Consider the following 17,560-nt stretch of genomic DNA (forward strand, 5'->3'; position numbering starts at 1 on the left):
CTGCATCGGCGGCCACGGGTTTCCGTTGCCTCGATTCAACCCGACCATACACGGATCGGAGCCCTGCATGAATCTCCCTCTCAGCCTCACCATCAACGGTGTCCGCCGGGAAATTGTCCTCGACGACCCCCGCGTTACCCTGCTCGACCTGTTGCGCGAGCGCCTCGACCTCACCGGCACCAAGAAGGGATGCGACCGCGGCCAGTGCGGCGCGTGCACCGTCCTGGTCGACGGCCGCCGCATCAATTCCTGCCTCGCGCTCGCCGTCAGCCATGACGGCGCCGAGATCACAACCATCGAAGGCGTCGCGCGCGGCGACCAGCTGCATCCGGTGCAGGCCGCCTTCATCGCCCATGACGGCTTCCAGTGCGGCTTCTGCACGCCGGGCCAGATCATGAGCGGCATCGGCCTGATCCAGGAAGGCCAGGCCGGCGACGATCCGGAGCGCGTGCGCGAATGCATGAGCGGCAATCTGTGCCGCTGCGGGGCCTATCAAGGAATCACCGAGGCCGTGCTCGAGGCGCAGGCCGGCATCAACGCGACCAAACAGAGGCGCTCCGCATGATGAACTTCGATTATGTCAGGCCGGCCAGCGTCGCGGACGCGATCGCGGCGGCATCCGAAAAGGGCGCGAGCTATCTCGCCTCCGGCACCAATCTGCTCGACCTGATGAAGGGCGGCGTCAGCCGGCCGAGCCTTCTCGTCGACGTCACGCGTCTGCCGGGGCTCGACCGCATCGAGCATCTGGCCGACGGCGGCCTGCGGATCGGCGCGCTGGTGCGCAATGCGGATCTCGCGCATGACGCGGAGTTTGCGCGCAACTATCCGGCGGTTGCCGAGGCGTTGCTGTCGGGCGCGTCCGCCCAGCTGCGCAATGCCGCGACCGTCGGCGGCAATCTGATGCAGCGGACACGCTGCGCCTATTTCTACGACGCCGGCAGCGCCTGCAACCGGCGCTGGCCGGGCGCCGGCTGCGACGCCCTGAAGGGCGAGAACCGCCTGCACGCGGTGCTCGGCTGGAGCGAGGGCTGCATCGCGACCCATCCGTCGGATTTCTGCGTGCCGCTGGTCGCGTTCGACGCCGTCGTCGAGATCGAGGGCAAGACCGGCCGGCGCGAGCTGCCGCTCGAGGCGCTGCACCGTCTGCCGGGCGAGACGCCGGAGCGCGAGACCGCGCTGGAGCGCGGCGACCTGATCGTCGCGCTGCGGCTGCCGGCCGAAGCGCAAGGCTTCTCCGGGCATGCGCGCTACATCAAGGTGCGCGAGCGCACCTCCTATGCGTTTGCCGTGGTCTCGGCTGCGGCCGGCTTGCGCATCGAGGATGGAAAAATCCGCGAGGCGCGGCTTGCGCTCGGCGGCGTCGCGGCAAAGCCGTGGCGGGCGCGCGAGGCCGAGCAGGTGCTCGCGGGCGCCGCGCCGGATGCGGCTAGCTATCGCGAGGCGGCGCGCGCCGCGCTCGCGGGCGCAAAACCGTCCGGCGACAACGCCTTCAAGATCGAGCTCGCGCAGCGCATCGTCGCGCGCGCGCTCACCCTTGCTGCCGCAGGCACGCCGGATCGCATTCCCGCGCTGCCGGGCTCTCCCTTCTCATCCGTTGCAGGAGCGTAACGCATGACGGCTGAACTCAATCTGACCCGCGACCCCGCCCATGTCAGGCACGGCTCGAATATCGGCCAGCCGCTGACCCGCACCGACGGCACCTTGAAGGTGACCGGCAAGGCGCGCTATGCCGCCGACAATCATCCGCCCGGCATGGTCTATGCCGTGATCGCGACCAGCTGCATCGCGCGCGGCCGCGTCACCGCGCTCGACGTCGTTGCCGCCAGGCGCCACCCCGGCGTCATCGATGTGATGACGCCGGCGCACAAGCCGGAGCTCGCGGAGGACCCGGACGCCAAGGGCAATCCGTTCGCCTTCCGCATGGAGCTCCTGCAGAGCGACGAGGTGCGCTACGCCAACCAGGCGATCGCGGTGGTGATCGCCGAGACGCTGGAGGCCGCCACCGAAGGCGCCGCGCTGCTGTCGCCGCGCTATCAGGTCGAGATCGCGCGCGTCGGCCTCGACGCCGGGGAGGCCTATGCGCCGCCGGTGGTCGGCATCGGCAATCCCGCCGAGGTCCGCCACGGCGATATCGATGCGGGCCTTGCCGCGGCATCGAAGCGGATCGACGCAACCTACGAGACGCCGGCGCAGTATCACAACGCGATGGAGCCGCACGCGATCGTCGCGGTGTGGGACGGCGACCGCTTGTTCCTCGACACGCCGAGCCAGGGCATGGCGATGGCGCAGATGCGGATCGGCGGCCTGTTCGGCGTTCCGCCCGGCAACATCCACATCAACAGCCCGTTCCTCGGCGGCGGCTTCGGCTCCAAGGGCCTGGTCTCCGGGCCGCAGGTGCTCGGCATCATGGCGGCGAAGCTGGTCGGACGTCCGGTCAAGCTGGTGCTGCGGCGGAGCCAGATGTACGGCCCGGTCGGCCATCGACCGCAGACCCGCCAGCGCATCCGGATCGGCACCGGTGACGACGGCCTGCTGACCGCGCTCGAACACGAAGCGCGCGTCACGACATCGAGCTTCGACGATTTCTACGAGCCGGCGGCGGACGCCTCGCACACGCTCTATACGAGCCCGGCAATCCGCACCGCGCACGAGGCGGTGCGCGTCGACACCGGCACGCCGCTGTTCATGCGCGCGCCGGGCGAGGCCACCGGATCGATCGCGCTGGAGAGCGCGATCGACGAGGCGGCGTTCGCCTGCGGCATCGATCCCCTGGAATTCCGGCTGAAGAACTACGCCGAGGTCGAGCCGATCACCGGCAAGCCGTTTTCCTCCAAGGCGCTGCGGCAGTGCTACGCCAGGGCCGCCGAACGTTTCGGCTGGGCGGGGCGTCCGCTGCAGCCAAGGCAGATGCGCGACGAGAACGGCTTCCTCGTCGGATGGGGCATGGGCACCGCGACATTCCCGGCGCTGATGTTCCAGGGCAATGCCCGCGCCGTGATCCGCGCCGACGGACGCGGGGTGATGGAGAGTGGCGCGCACGATATGGGGCAGGGCGCCTGGACCGCGCTCACGCAAATCTCGGCCGACGCGCTCGCGCTCGATCTCGAGCAGATCTCGTTCCTGTCGGGCACCTCGGACCTGCCGGATGCCGGCATCGCCGGCGGCTCCGCGCACACTGCAACGGTCGGTGCCGCGATCCACAATGCCGGCGCGGCGGTGATCGCAAAGCTCGCCGAACTTGCGACCTCCGATCAGCGCTCGCCGCTGTTCGGCGCCGGCAATGCCGGCGTGGTGGCGCGGGCCGGGCGGCTCTATCGCCGCGACGATGACGCGCGCAGCGAAAGCTACGCCGAGATCCTGGCGCGCGCCGGCGTTGCCGAGGTCGAGGCCTCTGGCACGGGTGCGGCTGATTCCGCGGCGCAATCGCAATATGCGATGCACGCGCATGGCGCCGTCTTTGCCGAGGTGAAGGTCGATCCGGAGCTCGGCCAGATCCGCGCCACGCGGCTGGTCGGCGCGTTCGCCGCCGGCCGCATCATCAATCCGTTGATGGTGCAGAGCCAGCTGCGCGGCGGCATGATCTGGGGCCTTTCCTTCGCGCTGCACGAGGAGGCGGTGATGGACAAGAGGTCCGGACGCATCCTGAATGCGAACCTTGCCGAGTATCATGTGCCCGTGAATGCCGACGTGCCGTCGATGGAGGTGATCACGGTCGACGAGCACGATCCGCACGTCAATCCGCTCGGCATCAAGGGCGTCGGCGAGATCGGCATCACCGGCAGCGCCGGCGCCGTCGCCAACGCCGTCTTCCACGCCACCGGCATCCGGGTGCGGAATTTCCCGATCAAGATCGAGGAAGTGGTGATGGGGTTAAGTTGACACTGCTCGATGTAACCATCGATGTCGTCCCGGCGAAAGCCGGGACCCATAACCACGAATGTAAGTTGTGATGCAACGCTGGGGCCGCAGCGGTCTTCAACAACACAACCCTGTGGTAATGGGTCCCGGCCTGCGCCGGGACGACGCGGGATGGCCTTCGCCGGGACGACGAATGGAGAGAGCGGGGCCTCACCCCGCCGCCGTCACGCAGTTCACCCACAGCACCATAGCCTTCGCATCGCGCGCCGGGTTGGAAAACCGGTGCGGGCGGCGGCTGGCGAAGCGGAAGCTGTCGCCCTGCTTCAGCGTCCAGGTCTCGGTGTCCACCGTCAGCGTCATCTCGCCCTGGAGCACGAGGCCGGCTTCTTCGCCGTCATGGGTATAGAACTCGTCGCCGGTGTTGCCGCCGGGCTCGAGATGCACCAGGAACAGATTGAGCCGGCTCTCGCTGCCGGCCGGACTCAGCAGCTGCTTTGAGATTCCGGTGCGCCAAAGCTTCAGCTCGGCGCGCTGCACCTCGCGGGTCACGACGCCGCCGGCGCCGTCATCTTTCGGCGTCGCGCCGAACAGCGCGGCGATGCCGACGCCGAGCACGTCGGCCAATGTCGCCAGCACGCGCAGCGAGGGCGACGACAGGCCGCGCTCGATCTGGCTGATGAAGCCGATCGACAAGTCGGTGCGCGCGGCAACCACCTCCAGCGACATCTCCTTGCTGCGGCGCAGGTCGCGGATGCGGCGTCCGACCGCGAGATCCATCGCGGGCTCGGCCGGCTTGCCGGCCGGTTTCTTGGCCGGTTTCTTCGCCGGAGTCCTGGCCGCGCGGCGTGCCGTCGCGGGCCTTGCTGCCGTGCCTTTGCGCATTCTGTTGCCGCCGCTCACGTCAGTCCGCTTCCTTCATGTGCATGAAAACCGCTTGCATTGGCCGCGGTTTCGTGACCACAATTTCATATTGGTGAAAATAGGCCGGAACGGCGTCGACCGCAACCAAAAGCCCGAAACGCGCGGGCGATGCGGCGCCAGGGCCAGCTTCGGGAGGTGTTGCGATGTCGTTTCAGCGTCTCGTCCAGGCCGCGGTGGCCGCCCTTGCCCTTGCCTTGACCGCGCCGTCAGGGGCGCAGCAGGTGCTGAAGGTCGGGTCGACCCCGACCGGCATTCCCTTCACCTTCCTCGACACCAAGACCAACTCGATCCAGGGCATCATGGTCGATCTCGCCACCGAGATCGGCAAGGACGCCGGCTTTACCGTGCAGATCGAGCCGATGCAGTTCTCGGCACTGATCCCCTCGCTGACCGCGAACAAGATCGACATCATTGCGGCTGCGATGTTCGCCACCGCCGCGCGCAAGGAGGTGATCGACTTCTCCGATCCAGTCTACACCTACGGCGAGGGCCTCGTGGTGCCGAAGGCCGACACCAAGGCCTATGCCTCGCAGGAGGATCTGAAGGGCACCGTGGTCGGCGCCCAGGTCGGTACTGCCTTTGTCGATGCGCTGAAGAAGACCGGGCTGTTCAGCGAGGTCAAGGTCTACGATACCATTCCCGACATCCTGCGCGACGTGAATGCGGGCCGCCTCAAGGCCGGCTTCGCCGACTATCCGATCCTCGCCTACAATCTGCAGCAGGGCAATTTCGCCGACGTGCGGCTGGTCGACGGCTACAAGCCGGTCACGGTGGGCACGGTCGCGATCGGCGTCCGCAAGAGCGACACCGAGCTGCTCGCGAAGATCAATGCCTCGCTCGCCAAGCTGAAGGCGAACGGCACGATCGCCAAGATCCTGGAAAAGTGGGGCCAGAAGGCCGGCGCGTCGTGACGCGCGTGTGCTGCTATTGGACTTGCCGGGCCACGCAAGCTCAGTGACCCGTCATCCTGAGGAGCGCGTAGCGCGTCTCGAAGGGTCGACGGCCACCAGCCGGGCCGATTCATCTTCGAGACGCGGCGAAGACGCCGCTCCTCAGGATGACGGGAGCGGGTGACGGCGGGATAAATTTAGCCGATGCAAAAATTCTTCCATGACGCCGTCGAGTTCGTGCCGATCCTGCTGCAGGGGGTTTGGCTGACCATCGTCGTCACCGTCGGCTCGCTGTTGCTGTCGACCGTGCTCGGGCTGGTGTGGGCCTTGATGCGGGTGTCCGGAATTCGCATCCTCGTCGGCTTCAGCGCCGCGCTGATCAATGTGATCCGCGGCATCCCGATCATCGTGCTGCTGTTCTACATCTATTTCGTGATGCCCGATTTCGGCATCGCACTATCGGCGCTGCAGGCCGCGATCATCGGGCTCGGCATCGCCTATTCAGCCTATCAGGCGGAAAATTTCCGCGCCGGCATCGAGGCGATCGACAAGGGGCAGATCGAGGCGGCGCAGACCATCGGGATGGGCTGGTGGCTCACCATGCGCCGCGTGGTGCTGCCGCAGGCGGTCAGGATCATCCTGCCGCCCTACGGCAACATCATGATCATGATGCTGAAGGATTCCTCGCAGGCGTCCACCATCACGGTCGCCGAGCTCGCGCTGCAGGGCAAGCTGATCGCCTCCTCGACCTTCAAGAACACCAGCGTGTTCACGCTGGTGGCGCTGATGTACCTCACCATGAGCATTCCGCTCATCCTGCTGGTTCGGCACTTCGAGAACAAGGCGAACCGCAAATGATCGAGCTCCACGACGTCCACAAGAGTTTTGGCAAGGTCGAGGTGCTGAAGGGCATCACCGCCTCCGTCGCCAGGAGCGAGGTGGTGTGCATCATCGGCCCGTCCGGCTCCGGCAAGTCGACCATCCTGCGCTGCATCAACGGGCTCGAGAGCTACGATCGCGGCGAGATCAGCGTCGAGGGTGCGCGCGTCGACAGCAATGACCGCTCGATCGTGGCGATCCGCACCCAGGTCTCGATGGTGTTCCAGCGCTTCAATTTGTTTCCGCATCGCACGGCGCTCGAGAACGTCATCGAGGGGCCGCTTTATGTGAAGAAGGAGCCGCGCGAGCAGGCGATCGCCCGCGGCCGCGCGCTGCTCGCGCAGGTCGGGCTCGCCGACAAGGCCGAGGTGCACCCGCCAAAACTCTCCGGCGGCCAGCAGCAGCGCGTCGCGATCGCGCGGGCGCTGGCGATGCAGCCGAAGGCGATCCTGTTCGACGAGCCGACCTCCGCGCTCGATCCGGAACTGGTCGGCGAAGTGCTGTCGGTGATGCGCAAGCTCGCCGACGACGGCATGACCATGGTCGTCGTCACCCATGAAATGGGGTTTGCCCGCGACGTCGCCGACCGCGTGCTGTTCATCGATGGCGGCGTCATCGTCGAGCAGGGCGCCGCCAAATCCGTCCTCAACCAACCCCAGCACCCGCGCACCCAGGATTTCCTGCGCCGCGTGCTGCATCCGCTGTGAGCATCATGACGTTGCTCGGTCGAGCTGTAGCTGCACCGGCACTGCATCCCCTCTCCCGCTTGCGGGGGAGGGCTGGGGTGGGGGTCTCTCCACGAGTCGCATTGTGGAAAGAGCCCCCACCCGGATTGCATCTACGATGCAATCCGACCTCCCCCGCAAGCGGGAGAGGTGAGTGAGTCTGTGGACGCGCCGTTCGGCACAACATCCATTCTAGTTCGGTATCCTACAATGACCTCTTCCACCCGCCTGCCGCTGCCACCGAGTCTCTATGCCGACACCGCGGTGGAGGCGACGTCGACGCCTCCGCTGACGTCGGACAAGAGCGTGCCGGTCGCGATCATCGGCGGCGGCTTCACCGGCCTGTCGACCGCGCTGCACCTCGCCGAGCAGGGCGTGCTCGCAACCGTGCTGGAAGCGCAGGAGCCGGGCTGGGGCGCCTCCGGCAACAATGGCGGACAGACCAATCCGGGACTGAAGCACGACCCGGATCAGATCGAAGCGGATTTCGGCGCCGATCTCGGCCGCCGCATGATCGAATTCTCCTACGGCACCACCAACTTCACGCATGATTTGATCCGCCGCTACCAGATCCCCTGCGAGGCCAGGCAGAACGGCACGCTGCGCGCCGCCTACAACGAAGCCAGCGCGGCGGCGATCGAAACCACGGCAAAGCAGTGCATCCGGCGCGGCATGCCGGTGAAGCTGCTCGACGCCGCCGAAATGCGGGCGATGACCGGCAGCGACCGTTACCTCTGCGCCATGCTGGATGCGCGCGGCGGCGATTTGCATCCTCTGAGCTATGCGCGGGGTCTTGCGCGCGCCGCGATCGGGGCCGGCGTCGCCGTCCATGGCGAGACCCCGGCGCTGTCGCTCCGCCGCGACGGCGGCCGCTGGCGGATCGCGACGCCGCGCGCGGTCGTGCTCGCCGACAAGGTGCTGCTCGCGACCAACGGCTTTACCGATGATCTCTGGCCGGCGCTTCGCCGCAGCATCGTGCCGGTGTTCTCGTCGATCGCGGCGACCGCGCCGCTGTCCGACGAGATCGCGCGCGCGATCATGCCGACCCGCCCGGTGCTCTACGAAAGCGGCCACATCACGGTCTATTACCGCATCGACCAGCACAACCGGCTCTTGATGGGCGGCCGCGGCCCGATGCGCTGGATCAGCAAGCCGACCGACGTCGCCTATCTGATCCGCTACGCCGAGCGGCTGTGGCCGCAGCTCAGGGGCGTCGGCTGGACCCACGGCTGGAACAGCCGTCTTGCCATCACCGCCGATCACTACCCGCATGTCCATGAGCCCGCGGAGAATTTGCTGATCTCGCTCGGCTGCAACGGCCGCGGCGTCGCGCTCTCGACCGCGATGGGCGCAGAGCTGGCCCGCCGCCTGATCGGCGGCCCCAAGGCCGGGATCGACATGCCCGTGACCGGTATCAAACCGATCCCGATGCACGCCTTCTGGCGGGTCGGCGTCACCACGGCCGTGCTGACCGGCCGGGTGCGGGACCGGTTTGGTGTGTGAGGCATTTAACACAATTACAGAATGTGCTGGGCTAATCTCGTGCGTCGGATATATTCGCAGTCTTTACTGAAAGGCTGTTCATGCAGTGCGAGCGATGCGGTCATGCGAACCGGGCTGGCAACGATTATTGTGAAGATTGCGGTGCGCCGTTAGGCCTCAAATGTGACTCCTGTCAGCATGTGAACGGGCCCTCCAGCCGCTTCTGCGGCCGCTGTGGCACCGCGCTCGCCACGGGCAGCGTCCGTCCCGATGCGCCCTCGCAGCGGCTGCTGCGTTCGCTCAGCACCAAGGGCGGCGAGCGCAAGAACCTCACTTTGCTGTTTGCCGATATCCGCAACTCGACCAATCTGATCGACAGCCTCGGCGATCCCGAGCTCGGCATGCGGCGCCTCGAGCCGGTGCTCGACCTGATGAAGGAAGCCGTCCACCGCTATGACGGCATCGTCAACAAGATCCAGGGCGACGGCGTCATGGCGCTGTTCGGCGCGCCGCCGCGCCCGCACGAGGACCATGCGGTCCGCGGCTGTCTCGCCGCGCTCGCCATGCAGGATTCGGTCGCCAGGCTCGCCGATCCCGGCATGCAGATCCGGGTCGGGCTGCACACCGGCGAAGTCGTGGTGCAAACGGTGGAAAACACCATCTACCAGACCTACGACGCCGCCGGCGCCAACGTCCATATCGCCAACCGGATGGAGCAGATGGCCGATGAGGGCGCGATCCTCATCACGCGGGACACCTATGTCGGCGCCAGGCAATTCGTCGAGGTGTCGCCGCTCGGCATGCAGACCATTCGCGGCATCTCCATGCCGGTGGAGGTCTTCAAGCTGACCGGGCTGCTCAGCGCGCCCGCCAGCGACGTTTTCCGCAGCGGCCGCCGCCTGACCTCGATGGTCAACCGGACCGAGCAGATGGCGGCGCTGGAGCATGAGCTGTCGCGTGCGGTTGGCGGCGACGGCCGGGTCGTCGGCATGGTCGGCGACGCCGGCATCGGCAAGAGCCGGCTTTGCTTCGAGTTCGCCGAAAATTGCCGCCGCAAGGGCATTCGCGTCTATGAGGCGCGCGTGCTGGCGCATGGCCGCGCAACGCCGTTCCAGCCCGTGCTCGAGCTGTTGCGCGACATCTTCGGCATCCGCGTCAAGGAGCCGATCGAAACATCCCGGCGTCGCGTCATCGATCGTTTCGCCGAGATGGCCGCGTCGGAGCAGGAGCTGCTGGTGCTGCTCGAATTCCTCGGCCTTGCCGATCCGGAGCATCCGGCCCCGAAGCTCGATCCGCGCGCGCTGCGGCTGCAGCTGCTCGATCTCGTTCGAACGCTGGTGCGCGCGCGCCCCGGGGACACGCCGGCGGTCGTCATGATCGAGGACCTGCACTGGATCGATGCCGCCAGCGAAGAGTTCGTCGAGACGCTGGTCGATGCCATCGTCGGCACCGCGACGTTGCTTGTGGTCAATTTCAGGCCGGGCTTCACGGCACCTTTCATGCAGCGGTCGCACTATCGTCAGATCGCAATCCCGCCGCTGCCGTGGTCCGATTCGAACGAGCTGCTCCGCGAGCATTTCGGCAGGCATCCCTCGCTGGCCTCGCTGAGCAGCAATGTCATCGAACGCGCGCAGGGCAATCCGTTCTTCATCGAGGAGCTTGCCAACACCGTCGTGGAGCGCGGCAATGTGGAGGGCGAACGCGGCAACTACCGGCTCAAGCATGGCGTCGATGCGGTGCCGCTGCCCGCAACGGTGCAGGCCGTCGTGGCCGCCCGCATCGATCACCTCGAGGATATCGCCAAGCAGGTGCTCGAGACGGCGGCGGTGATCGGCCGGCTGGTCGCGATGTCGGTGCTGCGTCCGGTCGCGGCGCTGCCGAACGACGATTTGCAGAACGCCATCGCGCAGCTCCGCCAGGCCGAGCTGCTGTACGCCCTGCCGCCCTACGACAAGGGACTGCTGGCGTTTCGCCATCCGTTGATCCAGGAGGTCGCCTATGCAACCCAGTTGCGGTCGCGGCTGACCACGCTGCATGCGACCGTCGCCAAGGCGATCGAGGGCTTCGACTGGGGCAAGCTCGACGAGTTTGCCGGGCTGCTCGCCTATCACTACGAGGCCGCGGGCCAGCCGCTGGAGGCGGTGACCCATTTGCAGCGCGCGGCGCGCTGGATCGGCAAGACCAACTCCGCCGAGGCAATGAAGAGCTGGAAAAAGGTTCGCGCCCTGCTGCAGGACCAGCCCCCGTCCGAATATGTCGACCGGCTGCGGGCGATGTCGAGCGGCCAGATCCTCAACTTCGGCTGGCGTGAAGGCATGTCCGCCGAAGAGGTCAAGCCCTACGCCGAAGAGGCGATCAAATACGCACGCGCGGCGGACCCGGTGCACGAGCCGATCCTGCTCGGAGCCTACGGCAGGATCCTGGCCGCGACCGCGGCGGCCGACGACTATGTCAATCTCGTGCAGGACGCCTTGAAGCTCACCTCCGGCACCGGGGACGTCGGACGGTTTGCGACGGTCAATGCCATGCTGAGCCAGGCGTTCTTCCTGTCGGGCCGTCTTGCCGAGGCGCTCGACGCCGGGCAGGTGGCGGTTGCCGCGATTGCCGAGCAGGGCGGTTTTCACAACAACGTCACACTCGGTCTCAACCCGAACCAGATTCTCGGCTTCGACGTCGAGCACTGGATCAGGTGTCTCGGCACCAGAATTCTGGTGCGGCTGGGCCGGTTCGACGAGGCCGAGCGGGGGATCGCCGAGGTGCTGCGGGCCGAGCCGGAGCGCTTCGCCGCCGTCGTGCAGTTCATTCCGCATTTTGCGATGGTGGAGATGGGCTGGAGCCGCGGCCGGCCGGACCTCGCCAAGCCGCATGCGGCGAGAATCGCCGAACTGGCCGAGCAGTCCGGCACGCCCTATCTGCGGGTCGCGGCGCTCGCCAGCGCCGGCCTCGCCAGCGGCGCCGCGGGCGACTTCAAGGTTGCCGCCGCCCAGCTTCAGGAGGCGATCGACTTTGCGCGCTCTGCGCGAGCCGGCCTCGAATTCGAGGCGCGCATGCTCGCGGATCTGGCCGAAGCGCTCTATCGCGCCGCCGACCACCATGCGGCCCTGCAAGCGGTGGACGAGGCGCTGATGGTCGCGCGGCGAAGGACCGATCGCGTCGCCGAGCTGCACGCGACCGTGCTGCGCGGCCTGATCATTTGCGCTTTGGGCAGCACGTCACATGATGAGCTTGACGAGATTGTCGGCGGCGCTCAGAATTTGCTCGATGTCTCGGGGGCAGTCTACTTCACGCCACAACTCGATCAGCTTCGATTGCATCTTGAGCGACGTCGCTAGACGCGACGATTTTTTCATTTCTGGAAACAAGGTATTGAGGGGGTTCTGATGGGACGGATGATTCAAGACGATACGACGCGCGATGTTCTGGATCTGCTGAACAAGCGGTTTGGTCCCGGCGGGATCATGGAGATGGTCGAGCTGCAAAAGGAATTCGACATCTTCTCTCCCAATCATCCCCTCGAGCAGTCGTTCAGGCTGATCGGGATCGAGCCGGCCGACCGGGCCGAGCGGAAGCGCTGGTACACCTTCCTCGGCACGCTCAAGGACTATCCTTCCGATCAGCCCAATGTGAGCGGATACAAGCGGGTGGTCCAGGCGTTCCGCCAGGCGCTCACGCAGGGTCCGTATCTGCCGGTGCTGGTTAGCGTTCACGCCATGAAGGAAAATCCGAAGGTGACGTTTGCGGCCGACGGCCATACGCCGCTGATCTACTCGACCCAGTCGTATCGGGTTCTGTCGATCCCGACCAAGCCAAGCCAGGTCGCCCGCAAGGAGCTTGCTGCGATGGCGAAGCAGCGGCGGGCCAAGGCCAAGAAGTGAGCAAGACGTGAGCATTGCAGCGGAGACCGCAGGTTTCGGCGCCGAAGGCGACCGGGCGCGGTTCTCCGTCCTCTATGCCGATGTCGAATCCTACTACAGCGCGCGGGTCGCCAAATACGGCGCCACCCCGCGCGGGGTGGACTGGTCCTGCCAGGCCACCCAGGACCTCCGCTTCGTCCAGTTGCTGAAGCTCTGCGACTTCTCCGCGCCGTTCAGCCTGAACGACATCGGCTGCGGATACGGCGCGTTGTGCGCCTATCTCGCAAGGCGCCATCCGCAAGCGGAGATCGACTATCTCGGGATCGACCTGTCGCGCGCCATGATCAGCCGCGCGCGCCGCCGTTTCTCGGCGCCGGGGCGCCGCTTCAAGGTCGGCAAGGGCAGCCCGCGCCGCGCGACCTATTCGGTCGCGAGCGGCATCATGAATGTCGATGTCGGCGGTTGCCGCCGATCCTGGGAGGCATTCGTCGCCGGGATGCTGGCCGACCTGCGCCGCGCCAGCCTGCGCGGCTTCAGCGTCAACTTCGTCACCGGGGAGGCGGACCCCACGGCAGCCGCCAATGCAGTGCCGGCGCACCAGCTTTACTGCACGAGGCCCGAGCCGTGGATCCAGTATTGCGAACGCGAGCTGGGCTGCACCGTCGAGACCGTCGACGGCTACGGAATGAACGAAGTCACCCTGCTGGCGCGATGCAGGGATTGCTGATCGAACTGCGGACTATCGCTTGTCCAGAACCCGCAACTCGGCCGTGGCGCTGGCGACCGTCACATCGTTGGCGTCGATCAGATCGGCTTCCACGATCATGTCGCGGTCGGTCTGCGAGATGACCTTCGCCTTGGCCGTGATCGGGCCGATGCGCGCTGGTTTGAGAAACCGCGTGGTCAGCGTCCTGGTCACGACGGTCCGCGTTGCGGGCAGCGCTGCGAGAGCGCCGAGGCCTGTCGCTGAATCCAGCATCGCGGCAAGGAAACCACCCTGGATCGTTCCATGGCGGTTGGTGAACAAGGGTTGCGCCTCGAAACGGACTGTGGCGATTTCACCGTCGAAGCCCAGCCACTCGCGTCCAAGAAGTTGCGCGCCGGGTGGCATGTCTGCGCTTGCTTCACTCAAGCCGGTCACCGCAATTGTTGTCGGTCCAAATGTATCAGCCCGTTCGGGTCATGCAATAAACTCAGTGTCGTCCCGGCGAAGGCCGGGACCCATAACCACAAATGGTCATTGTTGAACGACGCTGGAACGACGAGCCCCTTCACAACGCCCGCCCCGGAGTATGGGTCCCGGTCTTCGCCGGGACGACGGTGGGAAGCGAGTCGTGAGCACATCTCACCCTTCCGCGATCGCGTCGCCCCAGGGCTGGAACGGCTCGGTGACGCCGCTGTTGGTGGTGCCGTCGCGCAGCACGACGCTCGGGCAGGCGAACTTCATCGGCAGGGTCTGGATACGGGCCTCCTCGAAGTCGAAGCGGCCGCGCAGCGCCTCGCGCACGCTGGAGGGCAGGCGCTTGTCGCCGATCACCACGGCGCCCTCGCTGGCGTCGATCCGGGGCTGGTGGATCGCGGCGTCGAGATCCATGCCGAAATCCATCACGAAGGAGAGCAGTTGCGACACCGCCGGCAGGATGCGGCGGCCGCCCGATGCACCCGCGGCGAGCGTGCGGCCGTCGGCCGCCTGCGCCACGACCGGCGTGTAGTTGGTCAGGCAGCGTTTGCCGGGCGCAAGCGAGTTCGGATTGCCTTGCGTCGGATCGAACCACATGATGCCGTTGTTCATGGTCAGCCCGGTGTTCGGCGTCACGAATTTGGAGCCGAAGGTCGACAGCAAGGTCTGCGTCACCGCGGCCATGTTGCCGTCGCGGTCGACCGCGGAGAAATGCGTGGTGCAGCTTGGCGCGATTGCTTCGGCGCCGAGCGCGCGGCGGCCGTCGACATCGCCCATGTCCTTCAGCCGTTCGCGATAGGCGGCTTGCAGCGCCTCGGCATAGGCAGCGTAGGCCGCCGCATCCGGACCGCCCTGCGTGGGCGCCAGCGCCTTTTGCAGCAGGCCGAGCGTGCGCGCCATGGTCGGACCCGCGGTCAGCTCCGGCGTCGCATAGACCGTGCCGCCGCGGTAAGGAATCTTCAGCGGCTCGCGCAGATGGGCGCGGAAGGCGGCGAGGTCGCGCACCGACAGCGCGCCGCCGGCGGCCTGGATGTCGTCGGCGATGCTGCGCGCCAGATCGCCCTCGTAGAAATCGCGCGGACCGGCGGCAGCGAGCTGCGCCATCGTGGCCTTCAGCCTGTCCTGCGGCATGCGGACCACCGACCTGATGCCCCATTGCGCGTTCGGCGGCAGGCCATCCTGCAGATACGCCGCCGCGCTGGCGGGATAGCGCCGCAGATCGGCGGCGGAGCTTGCGATCATCGCGGTGGTCCACCAATCGACCAGAAGGCCTTCGCCGGCGAGCTTGACGCTCGGCGCCAGCAGGTCCTTCCACGGCATTTTGGCGTGGCGGCGATGCGCTTCCTCCATGCCGGCAACGACACCGGGCACCGCGATCGAGCCGGGGCCGTGCAGGTTGCGGTCGTCCTTGACCCGCGCCCAGGGGAACAGGTCGGAGGCCGCCCCGCCGGTCAGCGGATAATCCTCGATGCGCAGGCCGTCAGGGGCGCGCATGCCGTAGTCGATCACCTCGACGCGGTTCTCCTTGGCGCGATACAGCACCATCGCGCCGCCGCCGCCGGCGCCGCTCATCCACGGCTCCACGACGCCAAGCGCGAAGGTGGTCGCGATCACGGCGTCGACGCAATCGCCGCCCGCGGCCAATACCTCCGCGCCGATCTCGGCCGCCTTGCGCGACTGTGCGGCGACGATGCCGCCCTTGGCGCTGACGGCCGGCTTGCGGATCACTTGCGAGTTGGAGAACTGGTCGGACATGGCGTTGCTTTCGCTGTTCTTGTTGCGGGTGGGGCACGTTGGCGTAGCATGCCAAGCATGGCACTGTCAGTGCAACAACAAGAACCAATTTCAGGGAGCGGAAAATGACTGGTGTGAAGCGTGAACGGGACGGCAAGGTCGGCATCCTGACGCTCAACGATCCCGCGAGCCTGAACGCCATGACGCCGGAACTGCTCGGCGATCTCGCGCGCGCCGTCGGCGAGATGAGCCTCGACCCGGACATCCGCGCGCTGGTCCTGACCGGGGAGGGACGCGGCTTCTGCTCCGGGCAGAACCTCAAGGCGTTCCAGTCGCTCGGCGACAACATCTACACCGGCGTGATGAGGCATTATTGGCCGGCGATGCAGGCGTTGCGCGAATGCCGCGTGCCTGTCGTGGTCGCGGTCAACGGTGTTGCGGCCGGCGGCGGCTTCAGCCTCGCGATGTCCGGCGACATCATCCTGGCGGCGCGCTCGGCGAGCTTCATCCAGGTGTTCAGCCGGATCGGCCTGGTGCCCGATCTCGGCTCGACCTGGCTGTTGCCGCGCCTGATCGGCCGCCAGCGCGCGCTCGACCTGATGCTGCTGAACGAGCCGCTGCCCGCCGAGCGGGCCAAGGAGTGGGGATTGGTGCGCGATGTGGTCGATGATGCCAAACTGCTCGACGAGGCGAAGGCGCTCGCCGGCCGTCTCGCCGACGGACCGACGCGCGCGCTGGTCGCGACGCGGCAGCTGCTCGAGGAGAGCGAGCACGCCAGCTACGCCGATCAGTTCCGCCGCGAGATCGAGCTGCAGCAGGTGATCCGCGAAAGCGCCGACGCGAAGGAAGGCCGCCAGGCCTTCGTCGAGAAACGCAAGGCCCAGTTCACGGGACGGTAATCCTTGATCGCAGGCACGCTAGCCGATCGCAATCGCGACCTTGCCGAAATGCGCGCCACTCGCCATGTGGGCGAACGCGGCCTTGACCTGGTCGAACGCGAACACCTTGTCGATCACGGGCTTGACGCCGTGCAGGCTGATGCCGTCGCACAGCGCCTGCAGATCCTCGATCGAGCCGACGGTGACGCCTTGCAGCCGCTGCTGCTGCATCACCATCAGCGGCAGCCGCGTGTCGGACGAGGCGGGACCTGCGAGCACGCCGATGAAGGCGATGGTGCCGCCGATCCTGGTGGCGCGGATCGATTCGTTCAGCGTGCCGACGCCGCCGACCTCGACGACGAGATCGACGCCGTGCCCGGTCAGCTCGCGTGCCTTCTTGCCCCAGTCCGGCGTGGTCTTGTAGTTGAGCGTGACATCGGCGCCGAGCTGCTTCAGCCGCGCGATCTTGGCGTCGCTGGAGGAGGTCGCGATGACGCGGGCGCCGCACATCTTGGCGAATTGCAGCGCGAACAGCGAGACGCCGCCGGTGCCCTGGGTCAGCACCGTCTGTCCCGGCTTGAGGTCGCCGAGCTTGACCACCGCGCTCCACGCCGTGAGGCCGGCGCACGGCAGTGCCGCGGCCTCGATGTCGCTGAGGTGATCCGGCGTGCGCACCAGCGCATGCGCGGGGAAGACCCGGTACTCGGTCAGCACACCGTCGACGCTGCCGCCGAGCGCCGCACGCATCCGCGCCTCGCTCGGCTCGCCCCCGAGCCAGCTTTCGAAGAAGCTGCCGATCACGCGATCGCCGGGTGCGAAGCTCCTGACGCCGGCGCCGACCGCCTCGACCACGCCGGCGCCGTCGGAGACCGGCACCAGCGGAAATTTCTGGCGCGAGCCGTAACCGCCCTTGACCGTGAGCAGGTCGCGATAATTCAGCGTCGCCGCCTTCAGCCCCACCAGGACTTCGCCGGGGCCGGCTTGCGGAACCGGCTTGTCGACCAGCGCCAGCGCGTCGACGCCGCCGGGGCCTTGCAACTCATAGCATTTCACGGAACGTCTCCTGCTCGGTGCTCTTGTGTTGGGCAGCGCTTGCGGCGCCGCCGCGCATGCTCCGAGCATATGTCAGGCCTGCCGCGCGCGGCCATAGCGCGTAGCG

Annotated in this window: 15 protein-coding genes; 11 read left to right on the plus strand and 4 right to left on the minus strand. The window is 67.1% G+C overall.

Annotated features, from left to right (window positions below; all coding sequences use genetic code 11):
- Nucleotides 1-67: 67 nt before the first annotated feature.
- Genes JEY66_RS12265 through JEY66_RS12275 form a run of 3 tightly spaced genes read left to right on the plus strand, consistent with a single transcriptional unit; the run spans nucleotide 68 to nucleotide 3,879 of the window.
- The gene (locus JEY66_RS12265; protein WP_016844547.1) at nucleotides 68-565 is read left to right on the plus strand and encodes a (2Fe-2S)-binding protein; all 498 of its coding nucleotides are present in this window, start codon (nucleotides 68-70) and stop codon (nucleotides 563-565) included.
- The gene (locus JEY66_RS12270; RefSeq protein ID WP_018273255.1) at nucleotides 562-1,608 is read left to right on the plus strand and encodes an FAD binding domain-containing protein; all 1,047 of its coding nucleotides are present in this window, start codon (nucleotides 562-564) and stop codon (nucleotides 1,606-1,608) included. Before JEY66_RS12265 ends, JEY66_RS12270 begins: the two co-directional genes overlap by 4 nt.
- Nucleotides 1,609-1,611: 3 nt before the next feature.
- Entirely contained in the window at nucleotides 1,612-3,879 is a 2,268-nt protein-coding gene (locus JEY66_RS12275) for a xanthine dehydrogenase family protein molybdopterin-binding subunit (protein ID WP_018273254.1), read from the plus strand.
- Nucleotides 3,880-4,068: 189 nt separating this feature from the next.
- On the opposite strand, the gene JEY66_RS12280 is transcribed toward JEY66_RS12275, so the two are convergent.
- Nucleotides 4,069-4,758 carry a cupin domain-containing protein gene (locus JEY66_RS12280; protein WP_018273253.1) on the minus strand — a complete coding sequence of 230 codons (690 nt, stop codon included), beginning with the start codon at nucleotides 4,756-4,758 and terminating at the stop codon, nucleotides 4,069-4,071.
- Nucleotides 4,759-4,922: 164 nt separating this feature from the next.
- Here JEY66_RS12280 and JEY66_RS12285 point away from each other — a divergent pair, with 164 nt between their 5' ends.
- From JEY66_RS12285 to JEY66_RS12315, 7 genes are all read left to right on the plus strand, one after another.
- The gene (locus JEY66_RS12285; protein ID WP_018273252.1) at nucleotides 4,923-5,690 is read left to right on the plus strand and encodes an ABC transporter substrate-binding protein; all 768 of its coding nucleotides are present in this window, start codon (nucleotides 4,923-4,925) and stop codon (nucleotides 5,688-5,690) included.
- 183 nt (nucleotides 5,691-5,873) lie between these two features.
- On the plus strand, nucleotides 5,874-6,527 hold the full coding sequence (locus JEY66_RS12290) for an amino acid ABC transporter permease (protein WP_018273251.1): 654 nt from the start codon (nucleotides 5,874-5,876) through the stop codon (nucleotides 6,525-6,527).
- Nucleotides 6,524-7,255: an amino acid ABC transporter ATP-binding protein gene (locus JEY66_RS12295; protein ID WP_018273250.1), complete on the plus strand. Its 732-nt coding sequence runs from the start codon at nucleotides 6,524-6,526 to the stop codon at nucleotides 7,253-7,255. The genes JEY66_RS12290 and JEY66_RS12295 overlap by 4 nt, the downstream gene beginning before the upstream one ends.
- 228 nt (nucleotides 7,256-7,483) lie before the next feature.
- Nucleotides 7,484-8,776 (plus strand): NAD(P)/FAD-dependent oxidoreductase, encoded by a 1,293-nt coding sequence (locus tag JEY66_RS12300; RefSeq protein ID WP_018273249.1) that lies wholly within the window; start codon nucleotides 7,484-7,486, stop codon nucleotides 8,774-8,776.
- Between the two features lie 80 nt (nucleotides 8,777-8,856).
- Nucleotides 8,857-12,087 (plus strand): adenylate/guanylate cyclase domain-containing protein, encoded by a 3,231-nt coding sequence (locus JEY66_RS12305; protein ID WP_026193209.1) that lies wholly within the window; start codon nucleotides 8,857-8,859, stop codon nucleotides 12,085-12,087.
- A 48-nt stretch (nucleotides 12,088-12,135) separates the two neighbouring features.
- Nucleotides 12,136-12,630: a hypothetical protein gene (locus JEY66_RS12310; protein ID WP_018273247.1), complete on the plus strand. Its 495-nt coding sequence runs from the start codon at nucleotides 12,136-12,138 to the stop codon at nucleotides 12,628-12,630.
- A 7-nt stretch (nucleotides 12,631-12,637) separates the two neighbouring features.
- Complete coding sequence (locus JEY66_RS12315; protein WP_018273246.1) at nucleotides 12,638-13,336, plus strand: class I SAM-dependent methyltransferase; 699 nt, start codon at nucleotides 12,638-12,640, stop codon at nucleotides 13,334-13,336.
- Nucleotides 13,337-13,348: 12 nt separating this feature from the next.
- On the opposite strand, the gene JEY66_RS12320 is transcribed toward JEY66_RS12315, so the two are convergent.
- Nucleotides 13,349-13,741, minus strand: a complete 393-nt coding sequence (locus JEY66_RS12320) for a PaaI family thioesterase (RefSeq protein WP_245163949.1) — start codon at nucleotides 13,739-13,741, stop codon at nucleotides 13,349-13,351.
- 213 nt (nucleotides 13,742-13,954) lie between these two features.
- Entirely contained in the window at nucleotides 13,955-15,544 is a 1,590-nt protein-coding gene (locus tag JEY66_RS12325) for a gamma-glutamyltransferase (protein WP_018273245.1), read from the minus strand.
- A 104-nt stretch (nucleotides 15,545-15,648) separates the two neighbouring features.
- Between JEY66_RS12325 and JEY66_RS12330 the strand changes: the two genes are divergently transcribed.
- A complete protein-coding gene (locus tag JEY66_RS12330) occupies nucleotides 15,649-16,422 on the plus strand; it encodes an enoyl-CoA hydratase-related protein (RefSeq protein ID WP_026193208.1) in 774 nt (257 codons plus the stop codon).
- Between the two features lie 18 nt (nucleotides 16,423-16,440).
- Here the strand turns inward: JEY66_RS12330 and JEY66_RS12335 are convergent, their stop codons facing one another.
- A complete protein-coding gene (locus JEY66_RS12335; RefSeq protein ID WP_026193207.1) occupies nucleotides 16,441-17,454 on the minus strand; it encodes a zinc-dependent alcohol dehydrogenase family protein in 1,014 nt (337 codons plus the stop codon).
- Nucleotides 17,455-17,560: the final 106 nt, after the last annotated feature.

It is taken from the genome of Bradyrhizobium elkanii USDA 76 (genome assembly GCF_023278185.1).
Lineage (GTDB): Bacteria > Pseudomonadota > Alphaproteobacteria > Rhizobiales > Xanthobacteraceae > Bradyrhizobium > Bradyrhizobium elkanii.